This is a genomic window from Candidatus Mycolicibacterium alkanivorans, from assembly GCF_022760805.1.
GTDB lineage: Bacteria > Actinomycetota > Actinomycetes > Mycobacteriales > Mycobacteriaceae > Mycobacterium > Mycobacterium alkanivorans.
Map to the genome: position 1 here is coordinate 1,077,262 of NZ_JAIVFL010000001.1, position 13,164 is coordinate 1,090,425.

A 13,164-nucleotide genomic window follows, 5' to 3' on the forward strand; every position below is an offset into this window, starting at 1 on the left:
ATCGCTAGTCGGATTCGCCGAGGATCTGGTAGATCTCGCGGCTGCCGCCCGGCGCTAGCTCGGCGGGATGAAGCCCTGGTTGTGCTGCGGCGGTCCCGCCGCCGGACCCCGTCCGGTCATGGACGGAGGTGGCGGGAAGGTCACGGACGGCGGTGCGGGCGGGCGCAGCCGCACCAGTTCGCGGCGGTGCCGCTCGGCGAGCACCGCGGCCAGGACATACTGTGGCGGCACCCCCGGCGGCGGCGGCGGTGAGATTCGCGCAACCACGTCGGCGGTGATCCGGTAGGCCATCTGGTCACGGACGGAAGGATCCAATTGTACTGCCCTGCCGAGGAATTGGCGTGCCAGCTCGGCTTGCTCGGGACCCAGTCCGGACAGTTCGAGCGACGACGCCCACCACGCAAGCGCAGGTGGCATCACCGGGGGCGGCGCAAGTTTGGGTCCGCGTTCACTGATCACCACCGTGCCCGCGAACAGGTCGCCGATGCGCTTTCCCTTCGACGAGGCCAGGCTGCAGATCACCGCGGGGCCGCCGAAGAACATCCAGATTTCGACGAACCCGGCGAGCGAGCGAAACAGCGCCTGACGGAAGCGTTCCGGGCCGCCGTCGTCGGATACCACCCGCAGGCCCATCACCATCTTCCCCACCGAGCGGCCGCGGGTGGCGGTCTCCATGATCGCCGGGTACCCGACGATCACCAGAACCGTGAAGATGATGAGGATCGCCGCACTGAGCGCCTCGTCGAACTGCGTGACCGTCGCCGCCCACAGCATCATGCCAACCAGGTAGCCGATGACCATGATGCAGATGTCGATCAGCGCGCCGACCGCCCGCACCGGCAGCTGCGCGATCTGCACGTCGAGGACGACAGCGTCCCCGGTCACCACGGTCTCGGGCACCGGCACCATAGGAACCCACGCTACTAGCCGACTAGCATTGCCCGGTGGACGTCGATGCGTTCGTCCTGGCGCACAGGGACACCTGGAATCGGCTGGAGCAGCTGGTCAAGAACCGTCGCCAGTTGTCCGGGCCCGAGGTCGACGAGCTCGTCGAGCTCTATCAGCGGGTCTCCACCCACCTGTCGATGGTCCGGTCCGCCTCGACGGACACCGTCCTGATCGGCCGGTTGTCCACCTTGGTGGCGCGGGCCCGCTCCGCGGTCACCGGAGCGCACGCCCCGCTGTGGAGCGAGTTCACGCGATTCTGGACCGTGTCCTTTCCGGTGGTCGCCTACCGGGCCTGGCGCTGGTGGTTGGCCACGGCGGTCGCGTTCTTCGCCGTCGCCGTCGCCGTCGCCGTCTGGGTGGCGGGCAGTCACGAGGTGCAGTCAGCGCTCAGTACGCCCGAAGAAATCGACCAATTGGTGAACCACGACTTCGCCTCCTACTACCGGGAGAACCCGGCGGGATCGTTCGCGCTGCGGGTGTGGGTGAACAACTCGTGGGTGGCCGCGCAATGCATCGGTTTCGCGATCCTGCTGGGCATCCCCATCCCGTGGGTGCTGTTCCAGAACGCGGCCAACCTCGGCGTCGTCGCCGGACTGATGTCTGATGCGGGCAAGGCCGATGTCCTGTTCGGGCTGCTCACCCCGCACGGGCTACTGGAGTTGACGGCGGTGTTCCTGGCCGGCGCGGTCGGCATGCGGCTGGGCTGGACGGTGATCTCCCCGGGCGACCGGCCACGAACCCAGGCGCTGGCCGAACAGGGCCGGGCGGTGGTCTCCGCGGCCGTCGGGCTGGCCGGGGTATTGCTGGTGTCAGGTCTGATCGAGGCACTAGTGACCCCCTCACCGTTGCCGACGTTCGTTCGCATCGGCATCGGTGTGATCGCCGAGGCGGCGTTCCTGGCCTACATCATCTACTTCGGGCGCAAGGCCAGCCTGGCCGGCGAGACCGGCGACCTCGAGGACGCACCCGATATCGTGCCGACGGGGTAGCGCGGATACGGTTATAGCCGGCCGGTGGCCTTCATCGCCAGGTAGCGGTCGGCCAGCGCGGGCGCGAGGTCCTCGGGCGCGGCGTCGACCACCTCAACTCCCTTGTGCCGCAATCGCGATGCGATGCTGCGCCGGTCGTTGCGGGCCCGCTCGGCGGCTGCGGCGTCATACACCTGCGCCGCGTCGGCCCGTCCAGCGGCGAGCTGATCGACCCGCGGGTCGGCGACGGCGGCGACGATCACCTGGTGTTTGGCCGACAACTGGGGCAGCACCGGCAGCAGGCCCTCCTCGAGGGCTGAGGCGTTGAGGTCGGTCAGCAGCACCACCAGTGCCCGTCGCCGCACCCGCCGTTGCACGGCGGCCACCATCGCGGTGGCGTCGGACTCGATGAGCGCCGGCTCCAGCGGTGCCATGGCGTCCACCAACTGGGCCAGCAGCTCGGTGCGCGAGGCTCCGAACACGGCCCCGCGGGTCAGCCGGTCGTGGGCCAGGAAGTCGACGTGGTCACCGGCGCGCGAGGCCAGCGCCGCCAGCAGCAGGGCGGCGTCCATCGACCAGTCCAGCCGGGGCCAGCCGCCGGGGTCGCGTGCGGTGGGATCCACGCCAACCCGCCCTGCCGAGGTGCGGCCGGTGTCCAGGACGATGACCACCCGGCGGTCGCGCTCGGGCCGCCACGTCCGCACGACCACGTCGGCGCGCCGGGCGGTGGCACGCCAGTCGATGGACCGGACATCGTCACCGACGACATACTCGCGCAGTGAGTCGAACTCGGTGCCGTGCCCGCGGATCAGCACCGGCAGCAGGCCGTCGATCTCGCGCAGCTTGGCTAGTCGCGACGGCAGGTGCTTGCGGGACAGGAACGGCGGCAGGATGCGGATCTGGCCCGGCGCTGGAAGGGAGCGCTGCCGGCCGGCCAGGCCCAGCGGACCGATCGAGCGGGCCGTCACCACCTCCGAGCGTTGCTCGCCCCGCCGCCGGGGAGCGAGCCGGGTGGTGACGGTCTGGGTCTGCCCGGGGCGCACCGCGATCGCGTGCGCACGGGGTGCGGCGCCGGCACTCGGCGGCCACGCGTCGCGCAGCACCCCACGGAACCGGTGCAAACCATCGTTGCGGACCCGCAGTACCGCGTCGACGGGCTGGCCCAGTCGCGCTGAGGTATCACCGGCTCGGTCCAGTCGCAGGGCCCGGGGGCTTCCGGCCAATGCGACGTCGAGGGTCACCAGTGCTGCCAGCGCTAGGAGAAGAACGGCGAATGCCGTCGCGGGCCAGGGTGACAACGCGATCGGCACCGCGAACAGCAGCGCGATCAGCCCGGTGCGGCCGGTCAGGACCACTAGCGCGGTACCGGCACGGCCGACAGGATCCCGTCGAGCACTCCGTCGGGAGTGGCGCCCTCCAGTTCGGCCTCGGGCCGCAGTGCGATCCGGTGGCGCAGTGTCGGACGGGCCATCGCCTTGATGTCGTCGGGCGTGACGTAGGTCCGCCCGGACAGCCACGCCCACGACCGCGCCGTGCCCAACAGGGCGGTGGCGCCACGCGGCGAGACCCCGAGCTGAAGCGACGGCGAATTCCTTGTCGCACCGACGATGTCGACGATATAGCCCAGCACCTCGTCGCCGATCAGGACCTGACGGACCGCCTCGCGGCCGGCGGCCAACTCAGCCGGACCGGCCACCGGCCGAATTGCGCTCAGATCACGCGGATCGAAGCCGTGGGCGTGGCGGCTCAGAATCGCGATCTCCTGATCGCGCGGCGGCAAAGGCACATTCAACTTCAGCAGGAAACGGTCGAGTTGCGCCTCGGGCAGCTGATAGGTGCCCTCGTACTCGATCGGGTTCTGCGTGGCGGCCACGATGAACGGATCCGGAAGCGGCCTGGGTTCGCCGTCGACACTGACCTGCCGCTCCTCCATGGCCTCCAGCAGGGCGGCCTGCGTCTTCGGTGGGGTGCGGTTGATCTCGTCGGCCAGCATCAGATTGGTGAACACCGGGCCCTCGCGGAACACGAACGCCGCGGTGCGCGCGTCGTAGACCAGCGAGCCGGTGACGTCGCCCGGCATCAGGTCGGGGGTGAACTGCACCCGCTTGAACTCCAGTTGCAGAGCGGCGGCCATGGCCCGCACCAGCAGCGTCTTGGCCACGCCCGGGACACCTTCCAGCAGGACGTGCCCGCGGCACAACAGCGCGATGACCAGACCGCTGACCACGGCGTCCTGGCCGACGACGGCCTTGGCGATCTCGCCGCGCAACGCGAGCAGGGCACTGCGTGCCCCGTCGTGGGTAGCAGTCGGGGCGGAGTGAGTCACGACGTCGTGACCTGCCTTTCGATGTCGTCGAGTGCGTTGGCCAGATGGAGGAGATCAGCATCGGTGGACGGGGGCGGGCCGAAAAGGAGGTGGTGCACCGTGTTCTGGCCGCCGCTGTAGCGTGCCGCGATCGCCGATACCACCGCTGCCGGAGATGCGTTGGCGCCCAATCCCAGTCGAGGGGATAGCCGCTGCAGGGTGGCGGTGCGCAGTGCGTCGGCGGCCTGTCCGCGGGCCCGTCGTGACCGGTAGAGGCGGGCGCGGCCCTCGACGGTCTCCGACGCCCGGACCACCACCGGAAGCTTCTCGGCGACCAGCGGTCCCAGTCTGCGGCCCTGCCACAGCGCGAGCAGCACGACCACCACACCGAGCTGGAACACGAGCCAGGTCACCGCGTCGGGGATGAGGTCGCCGATCGTCGATCCGGCGGTGCCTTGCCCTTCGGCTTCCTGCGGTGCGTACCAGATGAGACGGGATCGGTCACCGGCGAGGTTCATGGCCAGCGCGGCGTTGCCTGCTTTGAGAAGGCTGCCATTGGTGATGAAATCGGCGCTGCCGACCACTGTGATCGTCCGGCCGCCGGCCTGGTAGCGAACCAGCACACCGCCGTAGCACCGGGTCAGGTCGACGTCACCGACCTTCTCGTAGGTGTCGGTGGATCCCAGCTGCACGGACCCGGCCCGATTCGCCTCGCGCAGAGCGCATTTCGGCTCCAGACTCAGCAGCTCGGCGCCGCCGGTGCGAACGCCCGGCGCCAGGGCTGCGCGTGCTCGAGCGGTCGGTTCCAGCAGCAGCCGATCCCCGGGGACAGCGGCCAGCCGCTGAAACAGGTCATCGCCCCGGGTGTTGTAGGTCTCGGCGGCCAGAAGCAGCGTGTCCGGGCGGGCGGCGCGTTCCACGTCGGCGACGGTCCGGGCGACCACAACCTCCACACCGCGGTCCCGCAGCAGGCTGACGATGGCGTGCGCGCCGTCGGCCGAGGTCGATTCTGGATCCATCCGTCCGCCCGGCCTGGGTGCGGTGAGAAAGGCGGTCACCGCCGCCAGGGCGGTGATCACGATGAGGCCCAGAGCGATCCAGTGTCCGGTGCGCCGCCGTGCTCCATTGGTCGCGCTCACCGCAGCGACGCCCAGGTGTCGGCGACCACCGGATCAGCCGCGGTGGCACTCGACGGGGCGGAGTGGCGACGCAGTGCGTCGTCCAGGTCGGCGACCATGCGATAGTCGGACTGGGTGCCCGGCTGTTCCCCATAGGTGACGTCGCTGAACACCGTTGCCGCGCGGCGCAGGTCGGCGCTGAAGCCGGGTAGCAGCTCGCCGGCATCGCGGGCCAGTTCGTTGGCCGTCCGCCCCGGAACCGGGTTCAGCAGCCCGGTCTCCTCGAGGCCGCGGGCCACCGCTCTGAGCCGGTGCCTGATCGCTTCGCCCCAGTGGCCCTGGGCGGCTTGGCCTTCAGCGGTGGCACGGTGCTCGGCAGCGCTGAGCTCGTGGATGCCGAGCAGGCCGTGACCATCGCCGCGGTTGGTGCGCATGGTCCGCCGGGCGATGCGCACCGCAACAACGAAAGCCACCACCACGAGCAGCGCCAGCACGGCGATGGTGAACCAGCCGCCGGGGATCGAAGAACCCTTCATGATCAGCCGGTAGAGGAACTCGTCGAGCCACTCGCTGAGCCGGTCGGACAGCGACGGCCGCGGGTAGATCGGCTTGGCCAGCTCGCGCTGGGCCGCCTCGTGAGCGGCTTCGCGGTCGATGTCGATGGCGGGCACGGTGTCAGGACCTCATCGCGGAGCGGTGAGCCACAGGTTGTCCGTCGAGGCACCCGCCGGGGTCCCGACGGCACCCGTCTGCAGGACGAGGTCGAAGGCTTCGGCGCGGATGCGGATGTCGGTATAGAGCAGCACGACCACGCCGGCGGTGAACGGGGCGGTGACGATCTGGCCGATCGCGCTGCCGACGGATGTGATGGCCGTCGCCAGGATGAACGGTCCGGCTGTGCTGGCGCCGAAGGCCAGGACCTGACCGGCGATGCTGAACGGTACGGCAACAGCGCCGGCCACGACGACGGCGACCACCGCAGCCAGCAGCCGGATGCCGAGCACCCGCCAGAAGTGGTTGCGCACCAAGGCGAATGACCGACTGACGGCCGCCATCACCGGTTTGCGTTCCAACACGATGGCCACGGGCGCGAAGGCCAGTGCGGTGAACAGGTAGGCGAGCGCCGCGATCAGCGCCAGCACCAGCGGGATACCGAAGATCACCGCGGCGGTGGTGTTGGCGGCGACGGCCACTCCGATGATGACCGCCACGACCACCCCGACCAGGAGCAGTGCCGCGACGACCTCCAGGGCGCTGAGCCCGAGCAGTGCCGGCAGCCGGCCGCGGACCCGCTGCCAGGCTTCACCGATGGTGATCGTGGAGCCGAATACCGCCCGGCCCACCACGACGGTGAGCATGCCGGAGAGCAGGATGGCCGCCAGCGCAGTCGCCAACGCGCTGGCCATGGCGGAGGCGAGGGACCCCAGCAACATCGGAGTACTCATCTCCTCACCGCCGGCGGCGCCGACCTGGCCGGTGAACGCCAGCGGACCGACTTGGAGCAGAAGGCTCAGGATCTGGGTGATCAGCACCACCACGGTCGTCAGGCCGAGCGTGGCCTTCGGATTGGCGCGGATATAACCGACGGCCGCGTTGAAGATGTCGCTGAGCGACAGCGGCCGCAGCGGGATGATGCCGGGCTTGACAGCCATCGGTGCGAAGGCCCCGTAACCGGGCGGCGGATAACCCGCGGGCGGGGATATCCGGGCGGCGGGTAACCGGACGGGCCGTAGCCGGGGGCGGGTGGCCCGGTGGCGGGTAGCCGGCCCCAGGGCCTGCCTGCGGATACGGCGGCGGCGAGAACGGCGGCTGACCAGGCCAGCGCGGCGGCGGCCCCCCGGGGCCCACAGGTGGTGTGGTCACCGGCCAACGGCCCCGACGTCGCTGCTCATGGACCCATCCTGTCGACATGCGGGGCATTTCTCAACGCCCCAGGATTCCGGGCGCGTAGCGTTTGCGGCATGGCGGAGCTCAAAGACCGGCTGAGATCGGACCTCACCGACGCGATGAAGAGTCAGGACAAGTTGCGAACCGCGACGTTGCGGATGCTGCTTGCGGCGATCCAGACCGAGGAGGTGTCCGGAAAGCAGGCGCGCGAACTCGCCGACGAAGACGTGCTCAAAGTGCTGGCCCGCGAGTCACGCAAACGCAGCGAGGCCGCTGAGATTTACACCCAGAACGGTCGCGGTGAGTTGGCCGCCGAAGAGCACGCCGAGGCGCGGGTCATCGACGAGTACCTGCCCACACCGTTGACCGAGGCAGAGGTGGCCGACGTGGTCGACACCGCCATCGCTCAGGTCGCCGAAGAGATCGGGGAGCGGCCGTCGGTGAAGCAGATGGGCATGGTCATGAAGGCGGCCACCGCGATCGCCGCGGGCAAGGCCGACGGCTCCAGGCTGTCGGCGGCCGTCAAGGACCGACTCTAGCCGGCGCCGCGGGTATCCGTCGCGTATGACGCGCTTCGGATACACCCTGATGGCCGAGCAAAGTGGACCCAAAGAGCTTGTGCGCTATGCTATTTCCGCGGAACAGCCCCGCCGCGAGGTGGCTTTCGCCCGGTGGGGGCGCTCGGTGTCGCTGGCCGACTGGGCGGCCGGGGCGCTCGCCTAACTGGCGGCCCGGAGGATGCGGTCGCGGAAGGGGACTCGGCTTGTGCGGGGTGGAGGCCACCGGTGTGCCGTCGGAATTGAACAGCATCAGCTCCGGGCCGAGATGCGGGCCCGCGTTCGGGGTCAACTCGGAGTAGCCCAGATTGATGACCGGGGTCAGCGCCTCGTCGATCGCATCCACGGCAGCCGGGAAGACCGGTTCCAGGAGATAACTCGATACCGAGGCCCCCTTCTCCTCGCAAGCGGACCTAGATTGCGATCGGTGTTGTTTGCTCGATGAGGCGGATACTATGGGCCACAGCCTGCCATTAGGAGTGATCATGGGCGTTCGGCACACGTCGGTGCGTGTAGCGGCCGCTGCGTCGTTGTGCATCGGGACATTGCTGGCCACCAGCGCTACGGCGGTTGCGGCTCCCGACAACGACGACACGATCCTGCCGGCCGAACAGAAGTCCACCGACCAAGCGTCCAGAAACCCCAACGACCTGCAGTCGTTCCTCGACACCTTGTCGCAATCGTTCAACGACAGTGTCGGGCGACAGGTGGAAGCCGCGCGCGACACCATCGCCCAGCAGCAGGCGACCAACATCGCGACAAGCGTCGCGGTTCCGATTGCCAACGGTGCGACCGGCGTGGCTTCAGGTGCGGCATCGGGCGCGGCGTCCGGGCTGGCCTACCTCCTGGTGCAGAACTTCACAAATGGCTCCTCGGCTGCGGCTGCACCTGCCGCCGCGGCGCTGTGGGCCGCCGCGCTTCCGGCATTGCCGCCACCTCCCGCGGTGGGGCCACCAGCGCTGCCGCCCCCTCCGGCGCTGCCTGGGCCGCCCCCGCTGTCGCCGCCACCGTGGGTGCCGTTCCTGCCCGGTTCGCCGCCATTGCCGCTGCCGCCGGCATTGCCGCTGCCGCCGGCGCTGCCGCCGCCACCGGGACTCCCAGGTCTGCCAGGTTTGCCAGGTTTGCCAGGTCTGCCAGGTCTGCCAGGTCTGCCAGGTCTCTGACCGGTCCAACGAAAAAGCTCTGAACCAGAAGGTTCAGAGCTTTTTGTGCGTCGGGGTGGCGGGATTCGAACCCACGACCTCTTCGTCCCGAACGAAGCGCGCTACCAAGCTGCGCCACACCCCGCGTGAAGCCACGACAGCGTATCGCACCGGGCCCGCGCGAAGCCAAACGGCCGCACTCGCCGGCGCGCTTCCTGTCCGGGGGGTGTCCTGGGAAGGATTCGGGCGGTCGGTGGTGTTGTGCAATCTAGCGGCGCGACAACAACGCCGGCAAGTGAAAGGTGGGGTCGATCATGACCGCTTTGGGGGCTGTGGTGTACGGGGGCTTCTTCTTGCTTGCGGCGTTGTGGTTGATCGTCACCGGCGACTACGACATCGCCGAGAGCACTGATCAGGACCAGGTGCAGGATCCCTCGAATTCGACCAGCGCGCCGGCGTGCTCGCTCGGGTCGAGGTCGTGATCCACCCACCCCGTTGACCACCACGTCATCTCGGCCTTCGGCGTAGGACCGGAAGAACGCCGAACGCTCCGGTTCGATCACACCCAATTTCGAGTCGCGACGGCCTTACCGGATGCACCGCCCGATGGTCGCAATGATCGACTCGGCGATGTTGTTGTTGCCCCGCCAGTCGACGGCGACGGTTCGCATCGCCGGCAGTCAGCGCATCGATGCGGTCGGGCTGGACCGCACCACACCTCGGCTCTCGTCGCGGCGGCCGGTCGGCGCCGCCACCAGCGTCAGCAAGGTGGCTTCCGGCCGGCAGCAGAACCGGAACGGGGCGAACGGGGACGTGCCGACACCCGCCGAGACGTGCAAAGCGGTGTCGGCGCCCCACCGCGACGCGCCCTTGGCCCGCTTGCGGTCCAAGTCGCAGTTGGTGGCCAGTGCCCCGTAGAACGGCAGGCACACCTGGCCGCCGTGGGTGTGACCGGCCATCACCAGCTGATAGCCGTCGGAGGCGAAGCGGTCCAGCACCCGGGTGTAGGGCGCGTGCGTGACACCGAGACTCAGGTTGGCCGTGGGGTTGGGCGGTCCGGCGATGGTGTCGTAGCGGTCTCGGTCCAGATGGCCGTCGTCGACACCGGCGGCGGTGATGGTCAGACCTGCCACCTCGAACTCGCGGCGGGTGTGGGTCAGGTCCAGCCAGCCCCGCTCGGTGAACGCCGCCCGCAGGTCCTGCCAGGGCAGCGGCTTGCCATAGACCCGATGCCCGGGATCGGTCAGGTACTTGACCGGGTTCTTCAGCTTCGGCGCGAAGTAGTCGTTGCTGCCGAACACGAACACACCCGGGAACGACATCAGGTCACCGATGGACTGCACGACGGCGGGCACCGCTTTGGGGTGCGACAGGTTGTCCCCGGTGTTGACCACCAGATCGGGCTCCCAGCGCGCCAACTCCCGCAGCCAGGCCTGCTTGTGCCGCTGGGCGGGCCGCATATGGATGTCGCTGAGATGCAGCACCCGCATCGGGGTGGAGCCGGGCGTGAGCACCGGCATGGTCACCTCGCGCACCACGAAGGCGTTGCGCTCGATCACGGTGGCGTAGCCGACCGCGAGCGCGGCCGAACCTGCAGCCACGAGGGCGGAGGACTTCACTGCTGAGGGCACAGCCATACCGTCAGAGTACTGCCATCGCCCCTCGATCAGCGGGTCGTGATCGGTGTGAAGATGCGCGGTCAGGCATACGTCACGGCGGTGGCGGTGGCGCCAGCAGCGGAACCGTGATCGGCGGCAGGCCGGGAATCTCCACGACGGTCGAGCCCAGCTGCGGTGGCTGGCCGTCCAGACCCGGGATCGGTGGAGCACCCGGCGGCGGAGGGGGAGGTGCTGGCGGGATGCCATTGCTGATCTGGATGGTCACGATCGAGCCGGGCACCGTCTGGCCGGCCGGCGAGGTCCCCACGACGGTGCCGGAGGACGCCGCGCTGTTCACCGGCGTCGCCTGTTCGGCCACCTGGAAACCGGCCTCCTTGAGTCGGTCACGGGCGGTGTCCTGACTCAGACCGGAGACGCTGGGCACTTTCGAACCGGGGGCGCCGTCGACGTAGCGCGGATCGGTCGGCGGCAGTGTCACGTCGCCGAAGCTCTCGGCAATCGGCTTCATCGCGGTGAACCACGTCTTGGCCGGCTCGTTGCCGCCATAGAGGTTGCCGTCACCGCACTGTCGCAGCGGCCACGAACACAGGTCCGACGGGTTGGGCGAATCGTCATAGATGTAGTTCGCCGCCGCGTAGTGGTTGGTGAAGCCGACGAAACCCGAGGACCGGTGGGCCTCGGTGGTACCCGTCTTGCCCGACATCGGCAGGTTCCAGCCCACCGAACCGGCGGAGCCGGCGGCGGTGCCACTGGTGTCGTCCCTGCTCAGGGCGTTCGACAGCGTGTTCGCCAGCCCCTCTGGCACCACCTGGTCGCAGGTTTCGGTGGTCCCCGCCACCTCATTGCCGTGGCGGTCGTAGAGCTTGTCGACCGGGTTGGGCGGGCACCAGACGCCGCCGGAGGCCAGCGTGGCCGCGACGTTCGACAACTCCAGTGCGTTGACCTCGATCGGGCCGAGCGTGAACGAGCCCAGGTTCTGGCGCTTGACGAAGTCGGCGAGGCTTTCGTTGCTCTCCGGGTCGTAAGGGCGGGCGGTCCCGGGCTCGGCGTAGGACCGCAGGCCGAGCTTGACCGCCATGTCGACGGTGCGCTGCACCCCGACCTGGGAGATCAACTTGGCGAACGCCGTGTTCGGCGAGGTGGCCAGCGCGTCGGTGACGCTCATCGAGCCGCGGTAGTTGCCAGCGTTCTGTACGCACCAGGTGTCCTTCGGGCAGCCCTTCGCGCCGCCGCTGCCCAGCCCCTTGGCCTCGAAGCGCACCGGCGCGTCCAGATTGGCATTGATCCCCAAACCCATGTCCATGGCGGCCGCGGTGGTGAAAATCTTGAAGATCGACCCGGCTCCGTCTCCCGCCAGGGAGAACGGCTGCGGCTGCATGGTCTCGCCGGCCGCGGTGTCCAAGCCGTAGGTCCGGTTGCTCACCATCGCGACCACCGGGTGGGCGGTCTTGCCGGGCAGCACGACGCTCATGACGCTGGCGATGCCCTGGATGTCGGGTGGCGCCAGGGAGTCGACGGCCTGCTTGGCCGAGTTCTGGACGTCGGGGTCCAGGGTGGTCTTGATCAGATAGCCGCCCTTGGCGAGTTGGTCCTTACTGATACCGGCGCGGGCCAGGTACTCCTGGACGTAGTCGCAGAAGAACGCGCGGTCGCCGGCCGCGATGCAGCCGCGGGGCAGTTCGTTGGGCTGCGGCAGGATGCCGAGCGGCTGCTCCTTGGCCGCCCGCAGTTCGTCGGCCTTGTCGGGCAGGTTCTCGATCATGGTGTCGAGCACCAGGTTGCGGCGGGCCAGCGCGCCGTCGGGATTGGTGTAAGGGTTCAATGCGCTGGTGGACTGCACCAAGCCTGCGAGCAGCGCGGCCTGCTGCCAGTTCAGCGCGGAGGCGTCGACGCCGAAGTAGGTCTGGGCGGCGTCCTGAATACCGAATGCCCCATTGCCGAACGACACCAGATTGAGGTAGCGGGTCAGGATCTCCGGCTTGGTGAAGGTCTTGTCCAGTGTCAGTGCCATCCGGATCTCGCGCAGCTTGCGCGCGGGCGTCGTCTCGATGGCGGCCCGCTTCTCGGCGTCGGTCTGCGCGATCACCAGCAACTGGTAGTTCTTCACGTACTGCTGTTCGAGGGTAGAGCCGCCGCGGGTGTCGAGATTTCCGGACAGATAGCCGGAGAGGCCGGTCAGTGTGCCCTGCCAGTCCACGCCGTTGTGCTCGGTAAATCGCTTGTCCTCGATGGAGACGATTGCCAATTTCATCGTGTCTGCGATTTTGTCGCTGGGCACCTCGAATCGGCGCTGCGAATACAGCCAGGCGATGGTGTTGCCCTTGGCGTCTACCATCGTGGTCACCGCGGGTACCTCACCCTCCACGAGCTGCGTCGAACCGTTGGCCACGACATCGGACGCACGGTTGGACACCAGGCCCAGACCGCCAACCACCGGAAACAGGAGCGCCGCGAGTATCACGCTGGCCAATAGGCAGCACCAGGCCAGCTTGATGATTGTGGCGCCGGCCGGGGGGCGTTCCGACATGGGTTACAGAGTACTGAGGTCAGTCGGGGGCTTGCGGACCGTTCCGTCGCGGGTGAAGATATCGGCGGGGAATTTACGGGGGAGTCAGAAATT

The 13,164-nt window shown here is 68.8% G+C and carries 13 protein-coding genes, 1 tRNA gene and 1 pseudogene; 5 read left to right on the forward strand and 10 right to left on the reverse strand.

What is annotated here, in order from left to right:
* Positions 1 to 54 precede the first annotated feature (54 nt).
* Positions 55 to 909: an RDD family protein gene (locus K9U37_RS05265; RefSeq protein ID WP_243070812.1), complete on the reverse strand. Its 855-nt coding sequence runs from the start codon at positions 907 to 909 to the stop codon at positions 55 to 57.
* Positions 910 to 944: 35 nt separating this feature from the next.
* Here K9U37_RS05265 and K9U37_RS05270 point away from each other — a divergent pair, with 35 nt between their 5' ends.
* Positions 945 to 1,937 carry a stage II sporulation protein M gene (locus tag K9U37_RS05270; protein WP_243070813.1) on the forward strand — a complete coding sequence of 331 codons (993 nt, stop codon included), beginning with the start codon at positions 945 to 947 and terminating at the stop codon, positions 1,935 to 1,937.
* Between the two features lie 11 nt (positions 1,938 to 1,948).
* On the opposite strand, the gene K9U37_RS05275 is transcribed toward K9U37_RS05270, so the two are convergent.
* From K9U37_RS05275 to K9U37_RS05295, 5 genes are read right to left on the reverse strand one after another with little or no spacing between them, the layout of a single operon-like run.
* Complete coding sequence (locus K9U37_RS05275) at positions 1,949 to 3,271, reverse strand: DUF58 domain-containing protein (protein ID WP_243070814.1); 1,323 nt, start codon at positions 3,269 to 3,271, stop codon at positions 1,949 to 1,951.
* A complete protein-coding gene (locus K9U37_RS05280; RefSeq protein ID WP_243070815.1) occupies positions 3,271 to 4,242 on the reverse strand; it encodes an AAA family ATPase in 972 nt (323 codons plus the stop codon). Before K9U37_RS05280 ends, K9U37_RS05275 begins: the two co-directional genes overlap by 1 nt.
* On the reverse strand, positions 4,239 to 5,360 hold the full coding sequence (locus K9U37_RS05285) for a DUF4350 domain-containing protein (protein WP_243070816.1): 1,122 nt from the start codon (positions 5,358 to 5,360) through the stop codon (positions 4,239 to 4,241). The genes K9U37_RS05280 and K9U37_RS05285 overlap by 4 nt, the downstream gene beginning before the upstream one ends.
* Positions 5,357 to 6,010, reverse strand: a complete 654-nt coding sequence (locus tag K9U37_RS05290) for a DUF4129 domain-containing protein (protein WP_243070817.1) — start codon at positions 6,008 to 6,010, stop codon at positions 5,357 to 5,359. Before K9U37_RS05290 ends, K9U37_RS05285 begins: the two co-directional genes overlap by 4 nt.
* Positions 6,011 to 6,022: 12 nt before the next feature.
* On the reverse strand, positions 6,023 to 6,991 hold the full coding sequence (locus tag K9U37_RS05295) for a DUF7847 domain-containing protein (protein ID WP_372489395.1): 969 nt from the start codon (positions 6,989 to 6,991) through the stop codon (positions 6,023 to 6,025).
* 309 nt (positions 6,992 to 7,300) lie between these two features.
* Between K9U37_RS05295 and K9U37_RS05300 the strand changes: the two genes are divergently transcribed.
* The 3 genes from K9U37_RS05300 (at position 7,301) to K9U37_RS05310 (ending at position 8,946) form a co-directional block, all read left to right on the forward strand.
* Positions 7,301 to 7,765 carry a GatB/YqeY domain-containing protein gene (locus K9U37_RS05300; RefSeq protein ID WP_243070818.1) on the forward strand — a complete coding sequence of 155 codons (465 nt, stop codon included), beginning with the start codon at positions 7,301 to 7,303 and terminating at the stop codon, positions 7,763 to 7,765.
* A 25-nt stretch (positions 7,766 to 7,790) separates the two neighbouring features.
* Entirely contained in the window at positions 7,791 to 7,949 is a 159-nt protein-coding gene (locus tag K9U37_RS05305; protein WP_243073486.1) for a hypothetical protein, read from the forward strand.
* Positions 7,950 to 8,268: 319 nt separating this feature from the next.
* Complete coding sequence (locus K9U37_RS05310) at positions 8,269 to 8,946, forward strand: hypothetical protein (RefSeq protein WP_243070819.1); 678 nt, start codon at positions 8,269 to 8,271, stop codon at positions 8,944 to 8,946.
* Positions 8,947 to 8,996: 50 nt separating this feature from the next.
* Here K9U37_RS05310 and K9U37_RS05315 read toward each other — a convergent pair.
* Positions 8,997 to 9,070: transfer RNA gene (locus K9U37_RS05315), tRNA-Pro, on the reverse strand.
* Positions 9,071 to 9,239: 169 nt separating this feature from the next.
* Between K9U37_RS05315 and K9U37_RS05320 the strand changes: the two genes are divergently transcribed.
* Positions 9,240 to 9,407: a hypothetical protein gene (locus K9U37_RS05320; RefSeq protein ID WP_243070820.1), complete on the forward strand. Its 168-nt coding sequence runs from the start codon at positions 9,240 to 9,242 to the stop codon at positions 9,405 to 9,407.
* On the opposite strand, the pseudogene K9U37_RS05325 reads toward K9U37_RS05320, so the two are convergent.
* From K9U37_RS05325 to ponA2, 3 genes and pseudogenes are all read right to left on the reverse strand, one after another.
* Positions 9,393 to 9,584: pseudogene (locus K9U37_RS05325) on the reverse strand (PLP-dependent cysteine synthase family protein); the annotation flags it as partial. The gene K9U37_RS05320 and the pseudogene K9U37_RS05325 sit on opposite strands and share 15 nt — an antisense overlap.
* A gap of 21 nt (positions 9,585 to 9,605) precedes the next feature.
* Positions 9,606 to 10,562 (reverse strand): metallophosphoesterase, encoded by a 957-nt coding sequence (locus tag K9U37_RS05330; protein ID WP_243070821.1) that lies wholly within the window; start codon positions 10,560 to 10,562, stop codon positions 9,606 to 9,608.
* Positions 10,563 to 10,635: 73 nt separating this feature from the next.
* Complete coding sequence (ponA2, locus tag K9U37_RS05335; RefSeq protein WP_243070822.1) at positions 10,636 to 13,071, reverse strand: transglycosylase/D,D-transpeptidase PonA2; 2,436 nt, start codon at positions 13,069 to 13,071, stop codon at positions 10,636 to 10,638.
* Positions 13,072 to 13,164: the final 93 nt, after the last annotated feature.

Bases quoted from the DNA above. Each gene is read 5' to 3' on its own strand.
- K9U37_RS05310 (WP_243070819.1), top strand. From the start codon at position 8,269: ATGGGCGTTCGGCACACGTCGGTGCGTGTAGCGGCCGCTGCGTCGTTG.
- K9U37_RS05330 (WP_243070821.1), bottom strand. From the start codon at position 10,562: ATGGCTGTGCCCTCAGCAGTGAAGTCCTCCGCCCTCGTGGCTGCAGGT.
- K9U37_RS05320 (WP_243070820.1), top strand. From the start codon at position 9,240: ATGACCGCTTTGGGGGCTGTGGTGTACGGGGGCTTCTTCTTGCTTGCG.
- K9U37_RS05265 (WP_243070812.1), bottom strand. From the start codon at position 909: ATGGTGCCGGTGCCCGAGACCGTGGTGACCGGGGACGCTGTCGTCCTC.
- K9U37_RS05300 (WP_243070818.1), top strand. From the start codon at position 7,301: ATGGCGGAGCTCAAAGACCGGCTGAGATCGGACCTCACCGACGCGATG.
- K9U37_RS05295 (WP_372489395.1), bottom strand. From the start codon at position 6,991: ATGGCTGTCAAGCCCGGCATCATCCCGCTGCGGCCGCTGTCGCTCAGC.
- K9U37_RS05305 (WP_243073486.1), top strand. From the start codon at position 7,791: ATGACGCGCTTCGGATACACCCTGATGGCCGAGCAAAGTGGACCCAAA.
- ponA2 (WP_243070822.1), bottom strand. From the start codon at position 13,071: ATGTCGGAACGCCCCCCGGCCGGCGCCACAATCATCAAGCTGGCCTGG.